The sequence below is a fragment of the Candidatus Phaeomarinobacter ectocarpi genome (genome assembly GCF_000689395.1).
Lineage (GTDB): Bacteria > Pseudomonadota > Alphaproteobacteria > CGMCC-115125 > CGMCC-115125 > Pyruvatibacter > Pyruvatibacter ectocarpi.
In genome coordinates, this window is sequence record NZ_HG966617.1 from 1,644,207 (window position 1) to 1,668,026 (window position 23,820).

The following is a 23,820-nucleotide window of genomic DNA, read 5'->3' on the forward strand; positions in this document are numbered from 1 at the left end:
TGCGCTTGCAAATAGTCTCAACCATACGCGCGGGTTGCAGATGACACGCATTTGAGAGCCCGCAGACCCGTCAGCAGCCGCTCCAGGTGCTTGGCACCCTCAACGCCGATATCCACCACCATCTCGTAAAAATCAGACTTCCGATCTGTTGTGATCAGGTTCTCAATATTGGCGCCATACTTGCCGGTAATGGTTGCGACCTCTCCCAAAGCACCAGGCGAGTTCGCAAGCGTGAGAATGACCCGTGCCGGAAAAAGCTCGTGCTCTTCAGGATCAATATCCCAGGCCAGATCAATCCACCGGTCCGGCTCATCGTCAAAATCGGCAAGAGATGGGCTGTCTATTCTAAAGACCTCCACGCCTTTGCCCGGCTGTACGATGCCGACCACCCGGTCACCCGGTATGGGCATTGAAACAGCAGACAGCGTCACGCCGGTTCCAGGCCCGGCTCCCGTGATCGGCACCGCATCCGGGCGGCGGCGCGGGACGCTGCCTTCCGCGCGCGCTTTTTCTGCGGCAGCAGCCACCTTGGCCCCTTTGATTTTCGGGCGGCGGGAGACCGTTTCCGGGGTGAAGTGCTTCATCATGATCTGCACGACGGTATCCACGCTCAATGTTGAGCGGCCTACCTGTTCAAACAGGTTGTCGAGCGACACCGTCTGCATGTCGTGAAGTGCCACCTCAAGTGCCGCCTCGTCGCGCGGCAGTCCTTCGGCCCGCAGCGCAGCCTCAACGATGCCGCGGCCAAGGCGGATATGCTCGCCGCGCTCCGCCCGCCGGCGATGGGCCCGGATCGCCGCACGGGCCTTACCCGTCTTGACGATGTCTTCCCAGCCCGGCGGCGGCACTTGCTGTTCGGTTGCGATGATCTCGACTTCATCACCGTTGCGCAGCGCTGAGCGCAATGGCACATGGCGTCCATTGACCTGGGCACCCACACATCTGTCGCCAATGTCCGTATGCACCGCATAGGCAAAATCAATTGGCGTGGCGCCGCGCGGCAGCGCGATCAGGCGGCCCTTGGGCGTGAAGCAGAAAACCTGGTCCTGAAACATCTCGAGCTTTGTATGCTCGAGAAATTCTTCCGGTGTCGCTCCATGCTCCAGCAGCTCAACCACCTGCCGCAGCCAGCGGAACGGCGCAACAAGTTCGTCGGAGGCAGCGACATTCTTCTTCGATCCGTTCTCGACGTAGTCCTTGTAGAACCAGTGGGCAGCCACGCCGTACTCGTCCACTTCGTGCATCTCGAGCGTACGGATCTGCATCTCCACACGCTCGCGCTCGGGGCCCACTACAGTGGTGTGGATCGAGCGGTAGTTGTTGCCTTTTGGCGTTGAGATGTAGTCCTTGAAGCGACCCGGCACGACGGGCCAGGTGGAATGCAGAATGCCCAGTGCGCGGTAGCAGTCATCCACGGAATCCACCACCACTCGGAAGCCGTAGATGTCTGACAGCTGCTCAAGCGAAATGGATTTACGCTCCATCTTCTTCCAGATGGAATGTGCCTTCTTGGTGCGCCCTGACACCCACGCCTCGATGCCGACCTCAGCCAGCCGTTTCTTGATCTCATCCGCAATGCGCTTGACGAGCTCGCGGCTGCTTTCCTGCCGCTGATCAAGCCGCGCCTTCACAGCCTGGCGCGCTTCAGGCTGCAGAACGGCAAAGGACAGGTCTTCCAGTTCATCCCGGAAGCCCTGCATACCCATACGGCCCGCAAGCGGCGCATAGATATCCATGGTCTCCTGCGCGATACGATGACGCGTCGTGGACTTCTTGATGTGCTCAAGCGTCCGCATGTTGTGCAGGCGGTCTGCAAGCTTCACAAGCAGGACGCGCACATCTTTCGAGATCGCCAGAATGAGTTTTCGGAAATTCTCAGCCTGCTTGGTCTCTTCGCTGGTCAGCTCCAGCCGGGTGAGCTTGGTCACACCATCAACGAGCTGGGCAATCTCCTCACCGAAGAGATCAGCAATCTCCCCATGCGTCGCATCCGTGTCCTCAATCGTGTCATGCAACAGCGCAGTCACGATGGTCGCTGGATCAAGTTTAAGATCTGTAAGAAGACCCGCAACTTCCAGGGGATGGGAAAAATAAGGATCGCCGGAGGCACGCGTCTGCGACCCGTGCATCTTCATCGCGTAGACATAGGCGCGATTGAGGAGCCCTTCATCCACGGATGGATAATAGGCCTTCACCCGCTCTACCAACTCATACTGGCGGATCATGGGGCGGTACGTGCGATCAGGGGTAGCAGGCAGAACAGGAGTGTCGATATCCGCGACAACCGGATGCGAGCCAACGGCCCCGTCGGTCACAGTGGACCCGGCGTCGATGGCGCGGCTTTTGGCCGGTGGTTTTTTGGGCCTAGAGGTCCGGGTATTCCTCATCAGTGCCTGCCGGGCGTTCTGCTGTTTTCTCACCTGCATCATGCAGGGCACGCAGCATGTCTTCGTCGCTCATTTCACGGCTACCGAAGTTGTCACCAGCCGGCATGTCGTCGGCACGTGATTCCATGCCCAACTGAAGGGGCACAGCATCGTCGTCTTCGGGAAGGTCGTCGGCTGCTTCCGTCATGGCGTGGCGCTGCAGACCAGCAATCACGTCTTCACGCAGATCAGCGCAATCAACGGTTTCTTCTGCAATTTCGCGAAGAGCAACAACAGGGTTCTTGTCATTGTCGCGGTCAATCGTCAGCGCTGCGCCAGAGGACATGGAGCGAGCACGGCGAGATGACAGGAGAACCAGTTCAAACCGGTTTGGAACCTTGTCGATGCAGTCTTCAACGGTAACGCGAGCCATGTAAGTCTCCTAAAAAGTCCAGTAGGCGCCTGATCTGAAGATCCGGGTTCAGCGAGCAACGCGATGCCGCAGACCTGAAAATCGAGACGCGTAAACCTGGGCCCTGAGCGCATTGGGGTCGCCGCAAGGCAAGGCAATGGTTTTTCCGAACCCCTCTCCTAACCGCTGCACTGCACAAACGCAAGCGTTCCAAAGGGAATTTCGCCAAGTGAGCAATAGGGCTCAGCTCTGTCGCCGGATCGTGAAACGCGCGCTGATTGGCAGTTTTTCGGCCATCTGGGACACCGTACCGTGGTCTTCACCCCAGGGTTTGAGCCGAGGCGCGATCTCGGCCAGTGGAAGCAGCACAAATGCCCGGTCCGCCATGCGGGGATGCGGCAATTCCAGATCAACCAATGCCCGGCCTGCCGCCCCCGCCGCCCAGTTGCCTGATTGCGAGCCAAAAGCCAGCAAATCCAGGTCAATAACACGTGGTCCCCAACGCACACGGCGGCGACGACCCAGCTGCCGCTCGACCTCAAGCAACACTGCCATCAACCGGTTAGGCGAAAGGACGGTTCTAATTTCCCAAACGCCATTGAGAAAAACGGGCTGGCGTATGCCACCCCAGGGGTCACTCGCGTAAACCGAAGAAACCCGGGCGAAATGGACACCCCGTCGCGCCATCAGGGCAGCGGCCGCGCGAAAACTATCCAGCGGAGAACCAGCCGGACCCGGCAGGTTTGCGCCAAAGGCAACAAATGCAGCGTCGTTAATCACAGATTTGTGTCCCCCACACCCTTTCCCTCACCGCAAAACACTCTAACTCCTTGGAAATACTCGTTGTTCTCCAACGAAACAGCCAAAATTTTTGATCTGGAGCCTCTGCCCGTGCAGTTAAAACCCACCGATCGCACCGCCCTGTTTATTGACGGCGCCAACCTTTATTCCGCCACCAAGGCACTCGATTTCGACATCGACTACAAACGCCTGCTGGAAGAATTTACTGGCCGCGTGAATCTCATCCGCGCCTTCTACTACACGGCCCTAAATGAGGATGCTGAATATTCACCGTTGCGGCCCTTGATCGATTGGCTCGACTACAACGGCTACACCATGGTGACCAAGCCCACCAAGGAGTTTACCGACAGCCAGGGCCGCCGGCGCATCAAGGGCAATATGGATATCGAGATAGCAGTCGATGCCATGGAGATGGCCGAGCACATCGAACACATGATCCTGTTCTCAGGCGACGGCGACTTCCGCTCCCTTGTAGAAGCAGTGCAGCGCAAAGGCGTCCGCGTTACCGTCATTTCCACCATCAAGTCGCAACCGCCCATGATCGCCGATGAGTTGCGGCGTCAGGCAGACACGTTCATTGAACTGCAGACGCTGCAAAATCTCATAGGGCGCAGCAACGGTAATGTCCGCCCTCTGCAGGATGATGCGGCTGAGGACGATGACGACTACTACGACTATGAGGACGAAGCAGAAGCCGGTTAGGATCGCGCATGAGTCGCGCATCCAGCAAAAATATCCCGGACATCACACCCGTCGCCGAGCCGCCCTACGACTGCCCGCATTGTCCGCGGCTCGTGGCGTTTCATGAGGAAAACCGGGCGAAGCACCCCGACTGGCACAACGGCCCTGTGGAGTCCTTCGGCGATCCCGACGCCCGACTGCTGATTGTTGGCCTAGCCCCGGGCCTGCAAGGTGCCAACAAGACGGCCCGGCCCTTTACCGGCGATTACGCAGGTGACCTGCTTTACGCAACCCTGACAAAATTTGGCTTCACACAAGGCACCTATGATGCCCGGCCAGACGATGGACTGATACTCCACGACGCCATGATAACCAATGCTGTGAGATGCGTGCCGCCGCAAAACAAGCCGACGACTGCAGAAATCCATACCTGTCGGGCCTTCCTCATCGGGCGCATCAAGGCACTTCCAAAGATCACCCACATGCTGGCCCTGGGCCGTATCGCCCATGAAAGCGTTCTGCGCATGGGCGGCTACCGATTGGCCGACCACCCCTTCGGCCACGCCAGCCGGCATGAGCTCGATGGCATTGTGATGTACGACAGCTATCACTGCTCCCGCTACAACACGAACACCGGCCGTCTCACCGAAGAAATGTTTGAAGATGTATTTTCTCAGATTACGGATGATCTGAAACGCCAGCCTGAGAAGGCCTAACCGCGTTCGCGCATGATCCGCGCCTTGTCGCGCTGCCAGTCCCGCTTCTTGTCCGCTTCGCGCTTGTCGTGCGCCTTGCGTCCCTTGGCAATCGCCAGTTCGAGCTTTGCCCGGCCTCTGTCATTGAAATAGAGCTTGAGCGGCACCAGCGTCATGCCATCACGCTGAACAGCGGCATGCAGCTTGGCAAGTTCCCGCGCATGCACCAGCAACTTGCGCGGACGACGCGGCGCATGGTTGAAGCGGCTGGCCGCGTCATATGTCGGGATGTAGCTGTTGATGAGCCAGAGCTCACCATTCTCAATGGACGCGTAGCTTTCTGCGATGTTGGACCGGCCGTCGCGCAGGGATTTAACTTCTGTGCCCTGCAGCATGACGCCGGTCTCCATCGTATCGCCAATCTCATAGGCATGGCGCGCCTTACGGTTTTCAGCAGCTACCTTGTGCTGTACCGACGCCCCTTTCTTTTTCACTGCCATGAGATTTGATCCTGATGCTGACTAAAATCAGCTATTGAGAAGTCCGGCCTTGGACATGGCGTCGCGCACCTGCGCTTCAGCAGCCGCAGACGCAGTCACGAGAGGCAAGCGCACCGTGTTCGGCGCAAGCCCCAGCAGACTGCATCCATAGGTCACCGGCGCCGGGCTTGTTTCGCAGAACATCGCTTCATGAACACCAATCAGACGATCCTGGATGTCCCGCGCACGATCATAGTCCTTGGCCATACACGCATTCTGAAACTCGGCACAGGCAGCAGGCGCCACATTGGCGGTCACGGAAATGCAGCCAACCCCACCCATCACGTGGTGGGCCAGCGCAGACCCATCTTCGCCGGTCAGCTGAATGAAATCCGGCCCAATGGCAGCGCGTGTCAGCAGCACCCGATCGAGTTCTGCCGTCGCGTCCTTCACACCGACGATATTCTTGTGCTCTGCCAGCCGCGCCATCGTCTCCACACTCATGTCGACAACACTGCGCGAGGGCACATTGTAAATGAACACGGGAATATCAGCGCTGTCGGCCACTGCCATATAATGCTGGTACAGACCTTCCTGAGACGGCTTGTTGTAATACGGCGTCACGACCAGCGCACCCTGCGCGCCGACCTTTGCCGCGTGCTGGGTAAACGCGATTGCTTCAGCGGTCGCATTCGAGCCTGTGCCCGCCATGATGGGAACGCGACCAGCGGCCTGCTCAACCACGATCTCGACCACGTGCTTGTGCTCATCGTGGCTCAGGGTCGGGCTTTCACCTGTCGTGCCACAGGGCACAATGCCGTGCGTGCCCTGATCCACATGCCAGTCCACAAGACCGCGCAGCGCTTTCTCGTCCACATTCTCACCATCGAATGGTGTGATGAGAGCGACAATTGAGCCTTTGAACATCGGTCTGGTCCCTGGAAAAACGAAAGAATGCGCGCAACGACGACGCAGCACGCCTCATCATGAGGTGCGGGCGCGGACATTATGGGAACGCGCGCCAAGCCGCAACGGCTGTTCTGCCACTGATCGGCGGAGACTAGCTCATATGTTAAAGACGCATTGCTCCAACACGCCCAAGCTGTGCGGGAGGCCTGCGCCAATTCACCGGATCACTTTCACAAAAAGCATCCCCCACACGTCACAATTCGCGGTTACACTCTTGCAAACGGTACGCCGCTCCCCCCTGCCACCTGCTCCAAACCGGTAGAAATGATGTCATCTTTGACCGCCCGTCCCCATCGCCCTTTCGGCTCCCTTCTTCGCAGCGCAGCGATGGCGGCTTTGCTGGTCCCCCTTGGGATGATGACGGCACATGCCCAGGCCGTGCCCACTGAGCGGCCGGCACCACCCGCCATTGATCCAAACGCGACGGTGCCCCTGCCCGGGCTGAACCTCACCTATGCGGACTACGCACTGGTGCAGTCTGCCCTGTCAGACGCGCAGTCAGGCGACTGGGTCACCGCCCGCACCACGGCAACCCGCATCAAGGATGAGACCGCCTCAAAGATCATTCGCTGGCTTGAACTCCAGGACAAGAACTCCGGCGCCAGCAGCATCGAGATCACGACATTCCTGAACACCAATCAGGACTGGCCACGACGCGACCGGCTCGAACGCCGCGCCGAGGAAGCCTTGTTGGCGGAGCGTCCGGACACCGGCTCCATCCTGTCCTGGTTTGACCTCAACCCGCCGATCACCGGCGAAGGCAAGATCCGCTTTGGGGAGGCCCTCATCGAAGCCGGGGATACCGACCGGGGCCGCGACATGGTCCGCACCGGCTGGATCGACCATGACTTTGAGAGCACCCGTGAAGCCCAGATCATCCGCCAGCACCGCAATACCCTGCGCCGGGAGGATCACATCGCCCGCCTCGACCGGTTGTTGTGGGACAAGGACGCAACCGATGCCCGGCAGATGGCGTCGCTCGTCGGCGCGGACCATGCAGCTCTTGCCGAAGCCCGCATCCGGCTGGCGAGACGCAGCGCCGGCGTGGATGGCGCTGTCAATGCAGTGCCCGCCAATCTGGCCAACAATCCCGGACTGCTGCTCGAACGCGCCCGCTGGCGGCGGCGCAATGGCACACCGGACGATGCCGTCCCGCTCATTCTGCGCGCGCCCACCACGGGTGAAGAAATGGTCCGCCCGGACGAGTTCTGGCGCGAGCGCCATCTGCACGCACGGCGCCTGCTCAAGGAAAGAGACTTCCGCACGGCCTATGACCTGGTGCGCAACCACGGCATGTCATCGGGCGTATCATTTGCCGAAGGTGAGTGGCTTGCGGGCTGGATTGCTTTGCGGTTTCTCAATGATCCCACCAAGGCCTATTTCCACTTCCGCACCCTTGCAGCAAATGTGAAGACACCCATCAGCAAGGCCCGGGCCGAGTATTGGGCAGGCCGGGCCGCACAGGCTGACGGTCGCAAGGAAGATGCCGGCTTTTACTATCAGCGCGCCTCGGAACACGACACCACCTTCTACGGCCAACTGGCACGCCAGTCGCTGCTGGGAGGCATCAACACAATCAACATCGTGGCCGACGGGCGCAAGGCACCGGCGACCTTCAACATGTCCAGCGCAGTTGCAGCCATGAAGATGCTCAACGCCCTTGGTGAAGAACGTCTTGTGACCGCTTTCTTCTATCATCTGTCCCGCTACCTGACGGATGCCGGCGACCTGGAAGCCATGGCCAACTGGCTGCGCATCGCTGGACGCCCGAACCTGGCTGTCCGCACCGCCAAGATTGCGTCCCGCAAGGGCATTGAGTTGCCCGACTTTGCATATCCCACAAATGCCCTTCCGAACGTGCCGTCGGCTGGGTCACCTGTTGAACGGGCACTAGCCTTCGGCATTTCGCGTCAGGAAAGCGAATTCAACCCGCAGGCCGTCAGCCATGCTGGTGCGCGCGGCCTGATGCAGCTTATGCCGGGCACAGCCAAGCGGACAGCAAATGCCTATGGGCTGCCCTACAGCAAGTCCCGCCTGCTGACGGACCCCACCTACAACGCCCAAATCGGCATCACCCATCTGGGTGATCTGCTGGATGAGTTTGGCGGCTCCTACATTCTCACCATTGCCGCCTACAACGCAGGTGGTGGCCGGGTAAATCAGTGGATTGCCACCTATGGCGATCCGCGCACACCGGGCATCGACCCCATTGACTGGGTCGAGCAGATCCCATTCTCCGAGACCCGCAATTATGTTCAGCGGGTTTTGGAAAACACGCAGGTGTATCGCGCGCGTCTTGCTGGTGGCCCCGTCAATGTGAACCTCATCGAGGACCTTCACCGTGCCGGTGTTGTACCTTCTGCGCCGCCCGCCTCTGTGCCGGTACCGGCAACCCAATAAGAGCCTAGCCAACAAGACCCAGTCGCTGTGCCAACCCAAAGCCGAGCAAGGCCAGGCTCGCGCCTGCGCCGAGCATAGGCACGATGAGAGACACCTTGAAGGGCGGAGTGCCGTAGTCCTTTGAGCGACGCAGTGCCAGCAAGGCAACATTTGCAATCGCAAACACTGTCAGGACGGCAAAGCTCGCATAGGATGCCAGCTCGGCAATCGGCAGCGTCAGCGCAAAGATCAATACAATCAACGCAACGCCGACAATCGCCACGTCAGGTGTCCGCGTGACGGGATTCACATGCGCCAGGATCTTCGGCAACCGATCAAGCTGCGCCATGCCATAGAGCAACCGGGATGCCATGATCATCTGGATCAAAGCCCCGTTCACGACAGCCAGAATGGCAATGGAACTGAGAATGGCCGGGTTGCCCCCACTGGCCTCAAACACATGCGCCAAAGGGGCATCGCTTGTCCCAAGCTCCCCCGGCTCAATGATCAGAACCGATATCGTCGTCAGCAGAACATAAAGCAGTGTACTGACGGCCAGCGTCGTAATGATCGCAATTGGCAACGTCCTGCTTGGCGACTTTACCTCTTCCGCCATGTTCACGATGTCCTCAAACCCGATGAAGGCAAAGAAAGCCAAAACGCTTGAGGAAATAACCAGCAGCCAGACAAACCCGTCCATACCAGGCCAGATATCAGGGAGAGCCGCCGGGAGATTTTCAAGGACCGGCAACCCTGCGCCAATGACAAGCAGCAACCCGCCAATCTCAATCAGCGTCGTAACAGCAACGACGATGAGGGACTGGGACACACCCCAGAAGGTAATGACAGCCAGAAGTGATATCACGCCCACCAGCGCAACCCATCCCGGCACTGCAACCAGTTCATTGAGGTAGCCTACAAATCCCAGCAATACCGCAGCTGACGACGTGATGCCGGAGAACGCCACCAGCAGACCCGTGATTGTCGTCAGCCACGGTTTGGAAAAGGCCACACTGACATAGGTCGCTTCTCCCCCGGCCCGTGGAAACTGCGTTGCAAGCTCTGCGTAGGAAAAGGCTGACAACCCCGCGAGCAGACCAGCCAGCAGAAAAGCAACCGGCGCTGCCATTCCGGCAACCGCAGCAACCTCTCCCACCAGAACATAGATGCCTGCACCGATGGTAACGCCGATGCCGTAGAGCGTCAGCAGCACCGGGCCGAGCGCCCGTTTGAGATGTGGTTGTTCCGACGTCGACATAAGACGAGCCCTCACCGCACAAAGAAATACGCCGCCACTGCCACAGGGGCAATGACGGCGAATTCAAATCTGAATGTGAACAGCTTAGGGCAAATCCACCCTGAGGCCTTGAGCTAGATCATTACTGCATCATGGCAGAAACGATCATGCAGTCAGCTGCCGCAATACCCAGTGTGGTGCACGCAGCTGAAGCCTGAGGCATGCTCTCAAAACCGCCAATGCGCAGGCGATGGAAAACACCGCGCTCACCAAGATCAATCGGCTGCACATAAAGCGTGTTGCTGGTAAGCGTCGATCCGTATTTCGTGTTGGCCTGTTCAAAGCCACGCTGAGCATTTTCAGCGGATGCAAAGGAGCCAAGCTGCAACGCAAAACCGGGATCAACCTTGGAGGCTGTTGCGGGCTGGCTGCCGATCGCACCGCCGGCGATGTCTGCACGGCGCGATGGAATGATGCTGCGCGGGCTGGAGGCCGGAGCAGAGGCATCGGGAATGGCGGCCGTCACGATCATGTCACCCTCATCCGCCGCGATCACGGCTTCAATCAGCGACGTAAGCATTTCGCGGTCGTAGCTACCCAGCTCATCAGCGATTTCCTCAGCCTGGACCTTGCCGGACATGCCGAGCACAAGGGCAACCAGCAGCAATCCAGCGAGCGCCGTGTTCAGCGCTTCACGATTGGACAGCAGACGTGTCAGCAGGCTCGACATGGAGTGTGTGGTCATCTGAGCAAACATGGGGCCTCTCCCCGCAATGAAATTACAGGGCCTATGCTCGACGAACGGGGTAAAGGAAGTGTTGCCAGAATGAGGAACAATTGAGGCATGTCCTTTGCCTGCAATTCGCCTGAATTCCGTCTTAAGCGGATTGTAAGGTTAAGCCGTAAACTGTGTGTGACCAGACGAATTGGCCTTGGAAGCGGCCCGGAACAGGAATGTCAGCCATGCGTGCTTTTGCATCTTGCGCTTTTGCAGTTTTGCTTGGATTTGCAGGCTTTTCAGCCTCATCAGCGGCCCATGCTGCGGCCTCAGCAGTCGTGATTGACGCGCGAAACGGCGACGTCCTGCTGGCAGACAATGCCGACAACCGCCAGCATGCCGCCGCTCTTCCCAAGCTCATGACCATCTATTTGATGTTCGAAGCCTTTGAAACAGGCACCGTCAAACCCACCACAAACATTTTCGTGACCGGCACCGCAATCCAGCAGCCGCAGCCAAAACTCGGCCTTGATCATTTTGACACCATTGCGGCCGGCGACGCGCTCGATGCCGTCCTTGCCGCCTCCGCCAACGACGCGGCTGCTGTTCTGGCTGAATTTCTGGCAGGGTCCGAAGTCCGCTTTGTGGCCATGATGAATGAAAAAGCCAAAGAGCTTGGCCTCACACAGACAAGCTTCGTCAATATCTCAGGCGCCCCGCACCCCAAGCAGTTCTCCACACCACGCGACATGATCCGGTTCTCACTGGCCCTCATGCGCACATTCCCGGAGCGGGCCAAGGGTCTCGTGGGCACAAGTTTCGCCTGGAAAGGCATCACCTATCAGGGACCGCGGAACTTCCTGAGCGCCCTGTCCGGCAATAGCTCAGCCAGCACCGCTGGTGCAAACATCGCGCCCAAGGTCAATCGTGCCAAGACGGGCAAAGCCGGCGACCGAGACGTTATTGCCGTCGTCTGGAACGCCACCAATGCTGCAAACGCCGATCAGCTTATCGTCGCGTCGCTGAATGCGGCGAAAGCCAACAAGCTTGCGCCGGCCCCCACGCCGGTCGCAACCACAACGACACCTGCCCCGACAACAGCCGCTGCCATCGTCACCGGCGATTGGGGTGTCCAGCTTGGGGCATTTTCAACGGAAGCAGCCGCCAAGGCACAGCTTTCAGCTGCCACCAAAATTTCGCCCCAGCTCGCGCAGGCCACCACACGAGTCGAACCGCTGCAGCGGGCTACCGGCACGCTCTACCGGGCCAAGTATCTTGGTGTGGATGAAGCAACAGCGCGTAGCATCTGCAGCCAGCTCAAGGCTGCAGGCGCCGCCTGCATTCCGCTTTCAAAGTAAGAGAGTACTCCGACACCTCTATACGAGGCTGGCCGCTTCGGTCGTCAGCTTGGCGCACAGACCTGTCCCCAGTGGTGGCAGGGCTGTTTCAAGCTGATGGATGGTATCCGGGCTGGCAGCACGCACAGATAATGGCGTCTCGGGAAAAGCCCTCAACTGCGCATCACCCTTGTGGAGCACTACCAGGTTTTCATGCCGGGGATCACTTTCGAGCCTGTCGAACAGGGACAGGACAGCCATGCGCGGGCCTTCAATCACCTGAATGAAGCCACGATTACCTGTCAGTAAGATGCCGGTAATGCCGTCACGCACATTGTTGCGCCGGGCGCAGGCGACAAGGTGGGACAGATCATCAGGGTGATAACACCCGTTCGCCCCGCTCACATCACTCACATACGCCAACTGGCAGAACGCCATGTGCCCTCACGCAAGTTTCTCGCACGAACCCATATTCGTCGTTCGTAAAACTCTGCGCGCAAATGGTAAACGGTCTGTTAATCCGCCTGCGGATCAGTCCCCAAATCAGTACAAGACGTCGTCAATGGGCTTCAGAGGCGCGGGCACATCGTCCATCCCAAGCATCTGCTTGAGATCGATCTCGATGGTTGTGGAGATGGCCGACACAGGTACGTCATGTACCCCACCTTCAAACGGGTCTTCGGTGGAGTCGCTCACTTTCTCCATCACATAAAACACCCATGAAATGAGCATCGTGAAGGGAACAAGCACAAACATGTACTCCTGCCCCATCAGTTGGCTGAGAGCGTGTGTCTCCACCTCGCCCTGAAAGGCATCCAGGAACCCGAATGGCAGCAGGATAACGAACAGCCACGTGAAAACCGTCCCGAAAAACGCAATCTGTCGAGGGAACGGCGTCTTGTCGATGCGCTCTGCCTTGCCCTGGCTGTCATAGAACCGCGTGATCATGTCCATCATCGACACCTCGCGGATCGGGTCGAGCTGTCCTTCAAGTGCCAGGTCACGCACATCAGCGCCCTGCAGCCGCATGATCTGGGTCGCCGGGTTGCCGCACTTTTCCACAACGTCAATTTCTTCCTGCTCCAGATAACGCAGGTAGCTTTCCTTGCGCTGATGGAACGCGTGATCATCCATATCGCGGCGGAAATCGAAAATGCGGGTGCGTGGTTTGACGCGCAGGCGCGTCGTGGTCCGCAGCTGGAACGCTAATGCATTGACCCAGGCAATATGGCGGCGCATCAAATCCAGCTGCGCCCCATGATCAACCCGTCCATTGTCATCATGGATCAAATGGCAGACCAGATTGCCCCAGCTGCGGCTGTCATTGATGATGGCACCCCAGATCATTCGAGCTTCCCACCAGCGCGCGTAAGACGAATTGCTCTTGAACCCCAGATAGAGCGCAACCGCGATGCCAATGGTCGAGACCGGAAGAAATGGCACCGCCAGAAACTCCCACCCCAGGAACTCGAAGCAATAGACAATCAGGGCCGACCAGACGCCGACAAGCAGCAAAAAGCGCCATGAGTCATTGAAGACATGCGCAGCTCTAATATTGCGGCGGACATACATGTTGAGTGCTCCGGTGTGCAGTCGTCAGATCAGCCCGACGCTATGCGGCATCGTTCTTGAGGCCGTCAGCCGTGTGGGTGCAAAGACCCTTCACGATGCCATCGGCAATCGAATAGACCCATCCATGAACTTCCACCTCGCCGCCACGCTCCCAAGCGTGCCGCAGGATGGTCGTGTTCGCTACATTGCGAACCTGTTCGATCACATTGAGTTCGCACAATCGGTTGACCCGGTCTTCTTCGCTCATACTGTCATCGAAGTCCGCATGGTGGAGACGGGCCACGTCGCGAATATGATGCAGCCAATTGTCGATCAGCCCATGATCTGCATCATCGAGCGATGCCTTGACGCCACCACAGCCATAATGGCCACAGACGATCACGTGCTTCACTTTCAGCACTTCAACCGCATACTGAATAACCGACAGGCAGTTGAGATCAGAGGGCACAACCACATTGGCGATGTTCCTGTGAACGAACACGCCGCCCGGTGGCAGATCTACAATCTCATTGGCAGGCACACGACTATCCGCACACCCGATCCACAGAAACTCCGGCGACTGCTGTTCAGCCAGTGAGCTGAAGAAGTTCGGGTTGATTTCCTTCAGCCGGTCCGCCCAAAGACGGTTGCGCGTAAAAAGTTCAGATATCTGCGTCATGAATAAGTCAAATGCCTGCAAATCAATAGAAAAGACGGGTCTTTATGACCTGACCAGGCGTCGAATGGCCAGACCCAATTTGGATGTCAGCTGGCATACACCTGACGCCCACCGGACCAAGTTTCCAGAACTTTGATTTGAGAAATCTCGTTTTCCGGCACCTTGCGTGGGTCATTGTCGAGGACCACAAAGTCAGCAAATTTGCCCACCTCGAGCGACCCCACCTCATGGTCTGAATGGCACTGCCATGCGGCCACCCGGGTGATCGACAAAATGGCTTCCTCAACGGTCACGCGCTCATCCGCATTGAGGGTCGAACTTGGTTCTTTCCACATTTGCCGGGTAACAGCGTTTTCGATGCACCTAAGCGGACCCATCTCGGAAACCGGCTCATCTGAATGCATCGTCCATGGAATATCCGCATCCTGACACGACCGTGCCCGGCCCAGCAGTTTAGCCTTCTCCGGGCCAAACACTTCGTCCCTGAAGGCTTTTGCCCAGTAGTAGATATGCCCAATCAGAAAACTAGGTGACAGACCGAGCTTCTTGATGCGGGCAATCTGTTCGTCATGAAGGACGGAGCAATGCTCGATCCGATACCGCATGTCCCGCGGCGCGCCGGCTTCGTAAGCGGCTTCAAAGGCATCCAGCGTATTATCAATCGCCTGGTCACCATTGGCATGCACCACAACCTGCCAGCCTTCGAGTGCCCTCTGTGTGACCTGTTGCTTCAAATCTGCAGCTTCAACATAGGCCATCCCTTTATCGTCGCGACCCAGGTACGGCTCGCGCTGCAAGCCCGTGCGGCCTTGATTGGATCCATCGGAAACAATCTTCCAGCCAGTGGCGCGCGCAAATTCATTGCCCTGCCCAAACGACACGTCTGTCTTGTCCCAGGTATCAGCAAAGCTGCCGAACAGTGAGTACCGCAACCGCGTGGTCATGTGACCACTTCGTGCAAATGCATCGAACGCAGCCAGCTCATTAGCCCCCTGAAAGCTGCCCGACGCCTGGTCGCAGAAGGTCGTGATACCAACCTGATTGGCCCGGTCACACACATGCTTGCAGGCGGCGGGAACGTCTTCCAGCGCCATGGCAGCAAGATTATGCGCCAACACCTGACCGAATGCAGGACCGCCCTGACACACACCATTGAGAGACCCATCGCTGTTGCGCCCGAAGGCTGCACCATCTGGGTCCGGCGTCTCAGCGGACAGACCGGCAATCTTGAACGCTGCGGAATTGCAGTAGGCAATGTGGAGCGACGCGTTGAACAGCAGACAGGGCGTGTCGCCAGTGACCGGATCAAGCATCTCACAGGTGATCGCATCGGGACCGTCCTGAAGAGACGGATCAAACTGTCGCCCAATAATCCACTCGCCCTCATTGGCGGACTTTGCCAGCTCACCAACGCGATCCAGCACCGAAGCAACCGTCGGGCAATTCACCGCGCCGACATCTTCAAACCGGCTGAGCATGGCAATCGGGAAAAAGTGCATATGCGGCTCAATGAAGCCGGGCAAAATGGTCTTGCCTCCTGCATCCACTATCGTGGCGGTATCAGGAACACTGGCCCGCACATCCTCCAGAGATCCGACCGCAAGGATTTTGTCGCCGTCAATTGCCAGCGCTTCTGCAATTGAGAAATCGGCATCGGCCGTGATCACCGTTGCATTTGTGAAGATCGTCAGGCCCACGGCTTGTGGTGGCACGCCCAGGCTCTCATTCTTCCAGGCAAGCGCATTGGCGGACGCTGCCATATGAGGCAAGGACAGAAGACCAAGTTCGCCCAGAACAGGCGCGCAACACGGGCATCCAAACAGATCTGTCGCTTTGCCATGATGGCTGCCACAACCACTCTTTGCGGATACGCTCCGCACCCCATCAATCGTCCCTGACTGTTCCATATGCCCGCTTGCCCCCTAAACGCATTTATCGGCTATTCTTTGGTCAACTGTGGCACGCCTCGCCACCAATAAAAACGCTCTGATGACAACTGCCCGGTGAAAAGCTCCCACAATGACCGCATCATCCATCGCACCTGCCCGTCCCCATTGGTCTTCCAGGCTCATGTTTGTGTTCGCTGCGTCCGGCTCAGCTGTCGGCCTCGGCAATATCTGGAAGTTCCCCTATATCGTAGGGGAAAACGGAGGTGGCGCGTTCGTCCTGCTCTATCTGGCATGCCTCATTGGTTTGGGCGCACCGCTGCTGATTGGTGAGGTTTTCGTCGGCCGCAAGGGCGGAGAGTTTCCCGCCAGCGCGTTCCTGCGGGTCGCCAGGGAAAAAGCGATGTCACGGCTCTGGGGTGGGCTGGGTGCCCTTGGCGCCATCATTGCCTTGATGATTCTTGCGTTTTACAGCGTGGTGTCAGGCTGGGTCGGCATTTACACCGTGGACTTTGCACAGGCCGTGCTGGGCGGTGATGCAGCCCGCAGCGGCGCTGATGCCTTCTCCGCGATGTTGGCAGACCCCACCCTTCAGCTCAGCGCTGTCACGGCCATCGTCGTCACAGCCGGGCTTGTCATCTACTACGACGTGACCGGCGGCATTCAGTCCGTGATGCGCTATGTGGCACCGCTGTTCGTTGTTTTGCTGGTTGCGATGCTGGTGATGGTGGCGGCGACCACAGGCAAGCTTGGCGAAGCTTTCACCTATATGTTCCAGCCCGACTTCTCAGCTCTGTCCGTGGACGCATTTGGAGAAGCGCTCGGCCACGCCTTTTTCACCTTGAGTGTGGGCATGTGCGGCATGCTCATCTACGGCGCGTATCTGGACGATGAAGCCAACATCCCGCGCCTTGGAATATCGGTCGCTCTGCTCGACACCGCCATTGCCATTGCCGCTGCCCTTATCATCTTCCCGATTGTATTTGCCTTCAATCTGGAATCAAACGGCGGGCCAGGTCTCCTCTTCATCGCCCTGCCACAAGGCTTCACCCTGCTGCCCAACGGCGACCTGTTTGGCCTTGGTTTTTTCACTGCCACATTGCTTGCGGCTTTCTCTTCGCTCATCGCCTTGATGATCATCGCCCGCCACTGGCTGGAAGAAACGCTCAATGTCAGCGGCAGCAGCGCCACCCTCATGGCAGCGGGCGCCACCTGGATTGGTGGCGCCGCCGTGACCCTGTCGATGACCGTGTGGGACAGCATTTCCATCCTTGGCCTGAGCCTGTTTGATTTCCTCGACCAGGCAACGTCGTCGTGGCTGCTGCCCATCAGCGGGTTGGGTATGGCCATTTTCGTGAGCCGGGCCATCGTGCCGGACATGCCGGAAGGCCCAGTGAAAATCTATCTGCGCGCCGGCCTGACATACATCGCCCCGTTGGGCATTGTTGTCTTGATCTGGTCAAAAGCCGTCGGCTTCTAGGCAGCTTTCGTGCGCTTGGCTTTGTGGTAGGTCAGCGCCATCTCGATGCAGTGCCGAAGCTCTGCCTCAGGCAACGGCCGTGAGACATCCAGCACAATCGCGCGGTTACCCTCAAAATTCAGCGTGTCAGAATAGAGCTCGCGGAACGTCTCCACCAGCGTCGTCTGACAATGAAAATAAAGGGCCACCCGCACAGGGTCTTTACTCACCGCATCCATGCGAACGGTGGTGCCAATTCTGGGCCCCTTGGGCAAAAAAGACGGCTGCCCCCATTTCAACGTTTCCACCAACTCACCGACATCGGCGTTGGATTTGGCAACCTCACGAACCAGCTTGCGCAACTTATTAATGGTCGGCCGTAGCTTGGGCGGATATTCCGCCATCACGCTCTCAATTGAAATGTCCTGCTGGCCCATCTTGGCAGCCTATCCGATGACATCGGCGCAAGAAACAGGCACACTTGCGGCAAATAAAAATGGAGGATATCGCCATGCTGGACATCAAACCCACGGGACAGGCATGCGGAGCCTACGCAACCGGCGTGGACCTCACCAAAGCCCTGGATGCCGATTGCATCGCTGAAATACGTGCAGCGTGGCTCGAGCATCACGTGTTGGTGTTTCCAGACCAACCCATGAGCGACGACGACCTGGAGCGCTTTACGCTCTACTTCGGCGACTTTGGCCATGACCCGTTTTTCGCACCCATTGATGGCCGCGAAAACATCGCCGCCATCGTGCGGCGCGCCGACGAAACATCTCCCCTGTTTGCAGAGGGCTGGCACACCGATTGGAGCTTTCAGGACAAGCCACCCATCGCCACCTGCCTCATGGGCCTGACCATTCCACCCGAAGGTGGCGATACCTATTTTGCCAATCAGCACATGGCCTACGACCACCTGCCAGACGACCTCAAAGCCGAGATCGAGGGTGTCGTTGCCATCCATTCCGCAGAAGCGGCCTACGCTCCTGACGGTATGTATGGACAGGACAAAGAGGAGGAGTCCGATCGCAGCATGCGGATCATCAGTTCAGAGGAAGCACGCCTTAAAAACGAGCACCCCCTTGTCCGACCGCATACGGAAACAGGCCGCCCCGCTCTCTTCTCAACGATTGGGTACATCCAGGGCTTCAAGGGCATGAGCAAAGAGCAGAGCGATGATCTTCTTATGCGCCTTTACCAGCATCAAACGCAGGACAAGTTCGTGTACCGACACAAATGGAAACCCAACATGCTGGTTATGTGGGACAACCGGTGTCTCCTGCATCGAGCCAGCGGCGGCTATGACGGCTACGACCGCCTCCTCCACCGGACAACTATTTCCGAGCGGGCAGCCTGACGAAGCGTATCCCTCCACGTCAGCAAAGCCATAAGGACACACTGCGGCATCATGAATATCGGCGAAGCAGCAAAAGCATCTGGCGTGACTGCCAAGAACATCCGCTACTACGAAAGCATCGGCCTTATTCCCGAAGCGGACAGGAGTGATGCGGGCTACCGTGTTTACGGTGATCAGGAAATTCATACCCTGCGCTTCATTCGCCGCGCCCGTGGTCTTGGTTTCTCCGTCAAGGAAGTGAGCAAACTCCTCACCCTGTGGCAGGACCGCGACCGGGCAAGCGCCGACGTCAAAGCGCTGGCAATGACCCATGTGGAGGAACTGCGCGCAAAGAGCGCGGAGCTCGAGGCCATGGCCAATACGCTCCTGCATCTGGCCAAGAACTGCCGCGGCAACAACCGGCCGGATTGCCCGATCCTCGACGATCTGTCCAAAGCCTGAGGCAAAAACCACCGGTTCTTCCGGCAGTCTCCAAATCCCCTTGACCTTCCCGTAACTGGAACGTCCACAGTGCCGGCTGAATCGGGCTAGTCCCGGCGCGCCTCAAGACCACGGGGAAACATGAACGAGACAACATCCGGCACGGCAACACCAACACCTGCAGATGACGCCCACGCAGATTGCTGTGGTTCAGCCGCAGCAAATCAGGACATTGCCCCGGGCCAGTACGACACTGTTCCCGCAGGATTCAGCGGAACGGTCTACACCTGCCCGATGCATCTGGATGTTCGGCAGCCGGGTCCGGGAACCTGCCCCCTGTGCGGCATGGCTCTGGAATCCGAAGGCATCCCCTCGCTCGAGGAAGACACAACCGAACCGGATGACATGAGCCGGCGATTTTGGGTCAGCCTCATGTTCACCTTGCCCCTGTTCATTCTCGCTATGGGTGAGCTTATTCCCGGCAAGCCGTTTGACGGGATGTTCAGCGCGGCAACCGGACAGTGGATCCAGCTGGCACTTGCGACACCCGTCGTCATATGGGGCGGGTGGCCATTCTTCGTGCGCGGTATCCAATCCGTTCGCACCATGAACCTCAACATGTTCACACTGATCGCGCTGGGCGTTTCCGTCGCTTTCGCCTTCAGCCTGATTGCGACCTTGGTGCCTGATGCTTTCCCCATGGCCTTTCAGGCAGCGGATGGCAGCGTTGCCGTTTACTACGAAGCTGCTGCCGTCATCACCACGCTTGTTCTGCTCGGTCAGGTTCTTGAACTTCGCGCCCGCAGTGCCACCTCCGGCGCCATCAAGGCGCTTCTGCAGCTGGAGCCGCCCAGCGCACGCCGCATCGCATCTGACGGCAGCGAGCAGGATGTGCCCGTTGATGCTCTTGCAGCCGGCGACATGCTGAGGGTCAAACCCGGAGACAAGATTCCGGTAGACGGCACCATCCAAGAAGGTCGCAGCACCATCGATGAATCCATGGTCACCGGTGAACCCCTGCCCGTTCAAAAGAGCAATGGGGCCACGGTCATTGGCGGGACGGTCAATCAAGCGGGTGGTTTCACCATGCAGGCCACACGCGTCGGCGAGGATACCCTCCTGTCGCAGATTGTCCGCATGGTGGCAGACGCCCAACGCAGCCGCGCACCGATCCAGCGCCTTGCGGACACAGTGGCCGCTTTGTTCGTACCCGCGGTCATTGCCGTCGCAATTTCATCATTTGTTGTCTGGTCCATCTGGGGACCTGACCCCGCCATGACCTACGGGTTGATCAACGCGGTTGCCGTTTTGATCATCGCCTGCCCCTGTGCGCTTGGGCTGGCGACACCCATGTCCATCATGGTGGGCATGGGCAAAGGCGCTCAGAACGGCATCCTGATCAAGGACGCCGAAGCGCTGGAGACTCTGGAAAAAGTCGATACGGTCGTCTTCGACAAGACGGGAACCCTGACCCTCGGCCGGCCCGAACTTGTCAGCGTGCTGCCGTCGGGCCCCACTGCAGAACCCGACTTCCTGCAACTCGTCGCGTCGGTTGAACAGGCCAGCGAGCACCCCTTGGCCGCTTCGATTGTCCAGGGGGCGACCGCCAGAGACCTTCCATTGCGCAACGTCGCAGACTTCCAGTCCATCACAGGACAAGGCGTCACAGGCATGGTCGATGGTCGTCATGTCGCCATCGGCAACACGCAACTGATGGCCGACATGTTTGAGGTGGACCCGAAATGGATCTCAGACGCTGAGACCTACCGGCGTCAGGGTCAGACCGTGATGTTCGTGAGCATTGATCAAGAGCCTGCAGGCCTCATCGGCGTTGCCGATCCCATAAAGGCCACCACACCCGCAGCCCTGGCCTCCCTTCGGCGTGCCGGTCTGCGCCTCATCATGCTGACCGGCGACAGCGACGCGACGGCACAGAGCATCGCGCAACAGCTCGACATCGACGAGATCCATGCGGACGTCATGCCCGCGGACAAACACAAGATCATCGAAAACCTTCAGCTTGCAGGCGCCACCGTCGCGATGGCGGGCGACGGGATCAATGACGCACCAGCCCTTGCCCAGGCAGACGTTGGCATTGCCATGGGAACGGGAACCGACGTGGCTATGGAGAGCGCGGGCGTTACCCTGGTATCGGGAGATCTCATCAACCTCGAAAAGGCTTTCACCCTGAGCCAGGCCACCATGGGCAATATCAGGCAGAACCTGTTTTTCGCATTCGCCTACAACGCGCTGGGTGTGCCCATTGCTGCTGGCATTCTCTATCCATGGTTTGGGCTGTTGCTCAGCCCGATGATCGCAGCCGGTGCCATGAGCCTCAGCTCCGTCTCCGTCATCGCCAATGCCCTTCGTCTGCGCAGCAAACATCTGTAGCGATCACCTCTGCGCTCGGACAAGCACAGCACAAAAGACCAGCACTTCATGTAAGGGGAATGGCGGAGAGGAAGGGACCTTCCGTCAGCGCTCAAAAATCCTCTGAAACTAAGGCTTTTCTGACGCCTTGTGGTAATCAAATGTACCAGACCTTTGTACCAACAACCATGGAATTAAACGTGCTGCATTGGCTGCCCTCGACATCGCACCAGCCCAAATGGGCAACACCATACCCGTGCTTTGCACGTCGCGAGAGCCAATCATCTTATCAACGCTCTTGCAGCGCGTGTGCCTTGAGTTTCAACACCGACTTAAGAGTGTAACCGAGGATCGAACATCCCCCCGTCACGATGCGCCACCAACCGCTCTGACAGGGATGCCAGCTCTGCGCGGACCCGCAAGACATCCTCACGGGTAGTTGGTATGAAGCCGAACCGCTGTTCGACCTTTCGTGCCTCCGACTGGTGCTGTCAGTCTAAAGCGAACCCGTCTCCAGCTTCGTTAGTCGAGTATCCGCTAGGCCGCAACTCTTCTACATTTCCAACTGAAAGCGGGAAACGGAGGTACAGCATCACGGCCAACCGGATAATCTCAAATGATGTCTCGAAGTAACGGAACGGATTCTGTGTTATCCACAAATGCTAGGCTGTTTGCCGTACCCGCTCAAACACCCGTTCCGCCGAAAATCCCGCGTCAACTGCTCAGGGCATTCAGTAGCACATTCAGCATAGCTTCTTGTCGCGGTTGTCCAGTGACTTCGTCGTCCATGGGCTCGAAGTTGCCGCTCAATCGCAGTGAGACATATCCGTGCGCCAGGGACCATAGCGCGATCGCCGCTGTATGATCATCAAATGCCCGGGTTGTTTTGGTGCTCTCTAGCACCTGCATCAGTTCATCGTAGATGCGATCCATCGCAGCCTGAAGTGAGGCGTCCGCAGCATTGGTCAGATCACGACGCCAAAGCATTGTATACCGATTTGGCTTTCTAAGCCCGTAGGTTATGAGCGTGTCGGCAAAGACCGCAGCGCCCTCGCGAGCACAGCCTTCTTTTTCCGCAAGACGCTCGGAGATCTCTGAGCCCAACTCCTCAAAGAGTGCCGCACATACAGCAGTATGCAGAGCTTTCCGGTCCTTGAAGTGGTTCACGGGTGCGGCGTGGGACACGCCGGCTTTGCGCGCTACGGCACGAATTGTAATGGCTTCAGCCCCGGCACTATCCAGAAGGTCCAGCGCAGCTTGAAGCAAGGCAGCTTTGAGGTTGCCGTGATGAAATGTGTCGCGTTCTGGATCAGTCATTAGCTCAGTTAGCGTCCCGGCAAACTGCTACACAATTGATGAATATTGACACTGTCAATTTATCCCCTAAAGTCTGCTCAACAATGCAATATTAAAATGAGGCATTAGAATGCTATCAAAAACTGTCATTACGTTGAATGCTGCCGTGTTCATCTTGGTCGTACCCTACCTGGAGATCGGGCCAACCCACGTATTCAATCCAGACTGGCCTGCTCATGCGCGCTTGCATGAGGTCTGGCAACTCATAACCAACGCATCATTGTCGATGCTCGCTGTGGGTCTTGCCTGGCAAAATCGCTTCGGAATTGCCCCCGAGGTAATCTCGTTGGCAATCAGCGGATCCTTCGTAGCGGCATATCTTACCAAGGCGCTGTATGGAGGAAGTATGGCGCATTCCGACGGAAGCGAATTACAGCTAATGGGTGTCAATGCCGCTTTCGGCCTATTGCTCATCCTATCGGCAGCTCTGATTTTCCTTATCATTCAGCGCGGCGTCAGAAATCGTGGCCGGGCGCTGTCAGCCTAATGCAAACCCGCCTCAAGCATCGCCAGGATGAGACCCCCTAGGACGCGAGACGTTCGCACCACTCAAGAAGTGCGGCGTCGCGCTGGGTCTTGAATGCTTCGCGGCGGTTGATGTGGCTAACGCAGTCAAGCACAGCACAAAAGACCAGAAATTCATGTAAGGGGAATGGCGGAGAGGA

Annotated in this window: 22 protein-coding genes; 9 read left to right on the plus strand and 13 right to left on the minus strand. The window is 58.2% G+C overall.

Features of this window, described 5'->3' with window-relative positions:
• Positions 1 to 17: 17 nt before the first annotated feature.
• The 3 genes from BN1012_RS07880 to folK form a co-directional block, all read right to left on the minus strand.
• Complete coding sequence (locus BN1012_RS07880; protein WP_320408874.1) at positions 18 to 2,387, minus strand: bifunctional (p)ppGpp synthetase/guanosine-3',5'-bis(diphosphate) 3'-pyrophosphohydrolase; 2,370 nt, start codon at positions 2,385 to 2,387, stop codon at positions 18 to 20.
• Positions 2,365 to 2,799, minus strand: coding sequence for a DNA-directed RNA polymerase subunit omega (gene rpoZ, locus BN1012_RS17865; RefSeq protein ID WP_043949198.1), 435 nt, complete (start codon positions 2,797 to 2,799; stop codon positions 2,365 to 2,367). The genes BN1012_RS07880 and rpoZ overlap by 23 nt, the downstream gene beginning before the upstream one ends.
• A 222-nt stretch (positions 2,800 to 3,021) precedes the next feature.
• Entirely contained in the window at positions 3,022 to 3,558 is a 537-nt protein-coding gene (folK, locus tag BN1012_RS17245) for a 2-amino-4-hydroxy-6-hydroxymethyldihydropteridine diphosphokinase (protein WP_063958495.1), read from the minus strand.
• A 111-nt stretch (positions 3,559 to 3,669) separates the two neighbouring features.
• On the opposite strand from folK, the gene BN1012_RS07895 reads away from it, so the two are divergent.
• Complete coding sequence (locus tag BN1012_RS07895) at positions 3,670 to 4,281, plus strand: LabA-like NYN domain-containing protein (RefSeq protein WP_043950803.1); 612 nt, start codon at positions 3,670 to 3,672, stop codon at positions 4,279 to 4,281.
• Positions 4,282 to 4,289: 8 nt separating this feature from the next.
• Entirely contained in the window at positions 4,290 to 4,976 is a 687-nt protein-coding gene (locus BN1012_RS07900) for a uracil-DNA glycosylase (protein WP_043949199.1), read from the plus strand.
• On the opposite strand, the gene smpB is transcribed toward BN1012_RS07900, so the two are convergent.
• Together smpB and dapA are read right to left on the minus strand one after the other, a co-directional pair.
• Positions 4,973 to 5,449: an SsrA-binding protein SmpB gene (smpB, locus tag BN1012_RS07905; RefSeq protein ID WP_122381398.1), complete on the minus strand. Its 477-nt coding sequence runs from the start codon at positions 5,447 to 5,449 to the stop codon at positions 4,973 to 4,975. The genes BN1012_RS07900 and smpB overlap by 4 nt on opposite strands.
• A 33-nt stretch (positions 5,450 to 5,482) precedes the next feature.
• Positions 5,483 to 6,361, minus strand: a complete 879-nt coding sequence (gene dapA / locus BN1012_RS07910; RefSeq protein ID WP_043949201.1) for a 4-hydroxy-tetrahydrodipicolinate synthase — start codon at positions 6,359 to 6,361, stop codon at positions 5,483 to 5,485.
• Positions 6,362 to 6,730: 369 nt separating this feature from the next.
• Here dapA and BN1012_RS07915 point away from each other — a divergent pair, with 369 nt between their 5' ends.
• Positions 6,731 to 8,803 carry a lytic transglycosylase domain-containing protein gene (locus BN1012_RS07915; protein WP_052534829.1) on the plus strand — a complete coding sequence of 691 codons (2,073 nt, stop codon included), beginning with the start codon at positions 6,731 to 6,733 and terminating at the stop codon, positions 8,801 to 8,803.
• Positions 8,804 to 8,807: 4 nt separating this feature from the next.
• On the opposite strand, the gene BN1012_RS07920 is transcribed toward BN1012_RS07915, so the two are convergent.
• Entirely contained in the window at positions 8,808 to 10,040 is a 1,233-nt protein-coding gene (locus BN1012_RS07920; RefSeq protein WP_043949202.1) for an APC family permease, read from the minus strand.
• A gap of 121 nt (positions 10,041 to 10,161) precedes the next feature.
• Positions 10,162 to 10,776 carry an SPOR domain-containing protein gene (locus BN1012_RS07925; protein ID WP_043949203.1) on the minus strand — a complete coding sequence of 205 codons (615 nt, stop codon included), beginning with the start codon at positions 10,774 to 10,776 and terminating at the stop codon, positions 10,162 to 10,164.
• 206 nt (positions 10,777 to 10,982) lie between these two features.
• Between BN1012_RS07925 and BN1012_RS07930 the strand changes: the two genes are divergently transcribed.
• On the plus strand, positions 10,983 to 12,095 hold the full coding sequence (locus BN1012_RS07930; RefSeq protein ID WP_171815933.1) for a D-alanyl-D-alanine carboxypeptidase family protein: 1,113 nt from the start codon (positions 10,983 to 10,985) through the stop codon (positions 12,093 to 12,095).
• An 18-nt stretch (positions 12,096 to 12,113) separates the two neighbouring features.
• On the opposite strand, the gene BN1012_RS16815 is transcribed toward BN1012_RS07930, so the two are convergent.
• From BN1012_RS16815 to BN1012_RS07950, 4 genes are all read right to left on the minus strand, one after another.
• Positions 12,114 to 12,512: a BLUF domain-containing protein gene (locus BN1012_RS16815; protein ID WP_052534831.1), complete on the minus strand. Its 399-nt coding sequence runs from the start codon at positions 12,510 to 12,512 to the stop codon at positions 12,114 to 12,116.
• Positions 12,513 to 12,617: 105 nt separating this feature from the next.
• Positions 12,618 to 13,646 (minus strand): bestrophin family protein, encoded by a 1,029-nt coding sequence (locus BN1012_RS07940; protein WP_043949205.1) that lies wholly within the window; start codon positions 13,644 to 13,646, stop codon positions 12,618 to 12,620.
• Positions 13,647 to 13,686: 40 nt separating this feature from the next.
• Positions 13,687 to 14,304, minus strand: a complete 618-nt coding sequence (gene can / locus BN1012_RS07945; RefSeq protein WP_043949206.1) for a carbonate dehydratase — start codon at positions 14,302 to 14,304, stop codon at positions 13,687 to 13,689.
• Between the two features lie 86 nt (positions 14,305 to 14,390).
• On the minus strand, positions 14,391 to 16,211 hold the full coding sequence (locus tag BN1012_RS07950) for an amidohydrolase (protein WP_081826286.1): 1,821 nt from the start codon (positions 16,209 to 16,211) through the stop codon (positions 14,391 to 14,393).
• A 112-nt stretch (positions 16,212 to 16,323) separates the two neighbouring features.
• Between BN1012_RS07950 and BN1012_RS07955 the strand changes: the two genes are divergently transcribed.
• Positions 16,324 to 17,670, plus strand: a complete 1,347-nt coding sequence (locus BN1012_RS07955) for a sodium-dependent transporter (RefSeq protein WP_043949207.1) — start codon at positions 16,324 to 16,326, stop codon at positions 17,668 to 17,670.
• Here the strand turns inward: BN1012_RS07955 and BN1012_RS07960 are convergent.
• On the minus strand, positions 17,667 to 18,086 hold the full coding sequence (locus tag BN1012_RS07960) for a DUF1801 domain-containing protein (protein ID WP_043949208.1): 420 nt from the start codon (positions 18,084 to 18,086) through the stop codon (positions 17,667 to 17,669). The genes BN1012_RS07955 and BN1012_RS07960 overlap by 4 nt on opposite strands.
• A gap of 59 nt (positions 18,087 to 18,145) precedes the next feature.
• Between BN1012_RS07960 and BN1012_RS07965 the strand changes: the two genes are divergently transcribed.
• The 3 genes from BN1012_RS07965 (at position 18,146) to BN1012_RS07975 (ending at position 21,820) form a co-directional block, all read left to right on the plus strand.
• Positions 18,146 to 19,009: a TauD/TfdA dioxygenase family protein gene (locus tag BN1012_RS07965; protein WP_197538347.1), complete on the plus strand. Its 864-nt coding sequence runs from the start codon at positions 18,146 to 18,148 to the stop codon at positions 19,007 to 19,009.
• A gap of 51 nt (positions 19,010 to 19,060) precedes the next feature.
• Positions 19,061 to 19,450 carry a Cu(I)-responsive transcriptional regulator gene (cueR, locus tag BN1012_RS07970; RefSeq protein WP_043949209.1) on the plus strand — a complete coding sequence of 130 codons (390 nt, stop codon included), beginning with the start codon at positions 19,061 to 19,063 and terminating at the stop codon, positions 19,448 to 19,450.
• 120 nt (positions 19,451 to 19,570) lie between these two features.
• Complete coding sequence (locus BN1012_RS07975; RefSeq protein WP_081826287.1) at positions 19,571 to 21,820, plus strand: copper-transporting P-type ATPase; 2,250 nt, start codon at positions 19,571 to 19,573, stop codon at positions 21,818 to 21,820.
• 693 nt (positions 21,821 to 22,513) lie between these two features.
• On the opposite strand, the gene BN1012_RS07980 is transcribed toward BN1012_RS07975, so the two are convergent.
• Positions 22,514 to 23,116 carry a TetR/AcrR family transcriptional regulator gene (locus BN1012_RS07980; RefSeq protein WP_043949210.1) on the minus strand — a complete coding sequence of 201 codons (603 nt, stop codon included), beginning with the start codon at positions 23,114 to 23,116 and terminating at the stop codon, positions 22,514 to 22,516.
• A 109-nt stretch (positions 23,117 to 23,225) separates the two neighbouring features.
• Here BN1012_RS07980 and BN1012_RS07985 point away from each other — a divergent pair, with 109 nt between their 5' ends.
• Positions 23,226 to 23,642 (plus strand): hypothetical protein, encoded by a 417-nt coding sequence (locus BN1012_RS07985; RefSeq protein ID WP_043949211.1) that lies wholly within the window; start codon positions 23,226 to 23,228, stop codon positions 23,640 to 23,642.
• Positions 23,643 to 23,820: the final 178 nt, after the last annotated feature.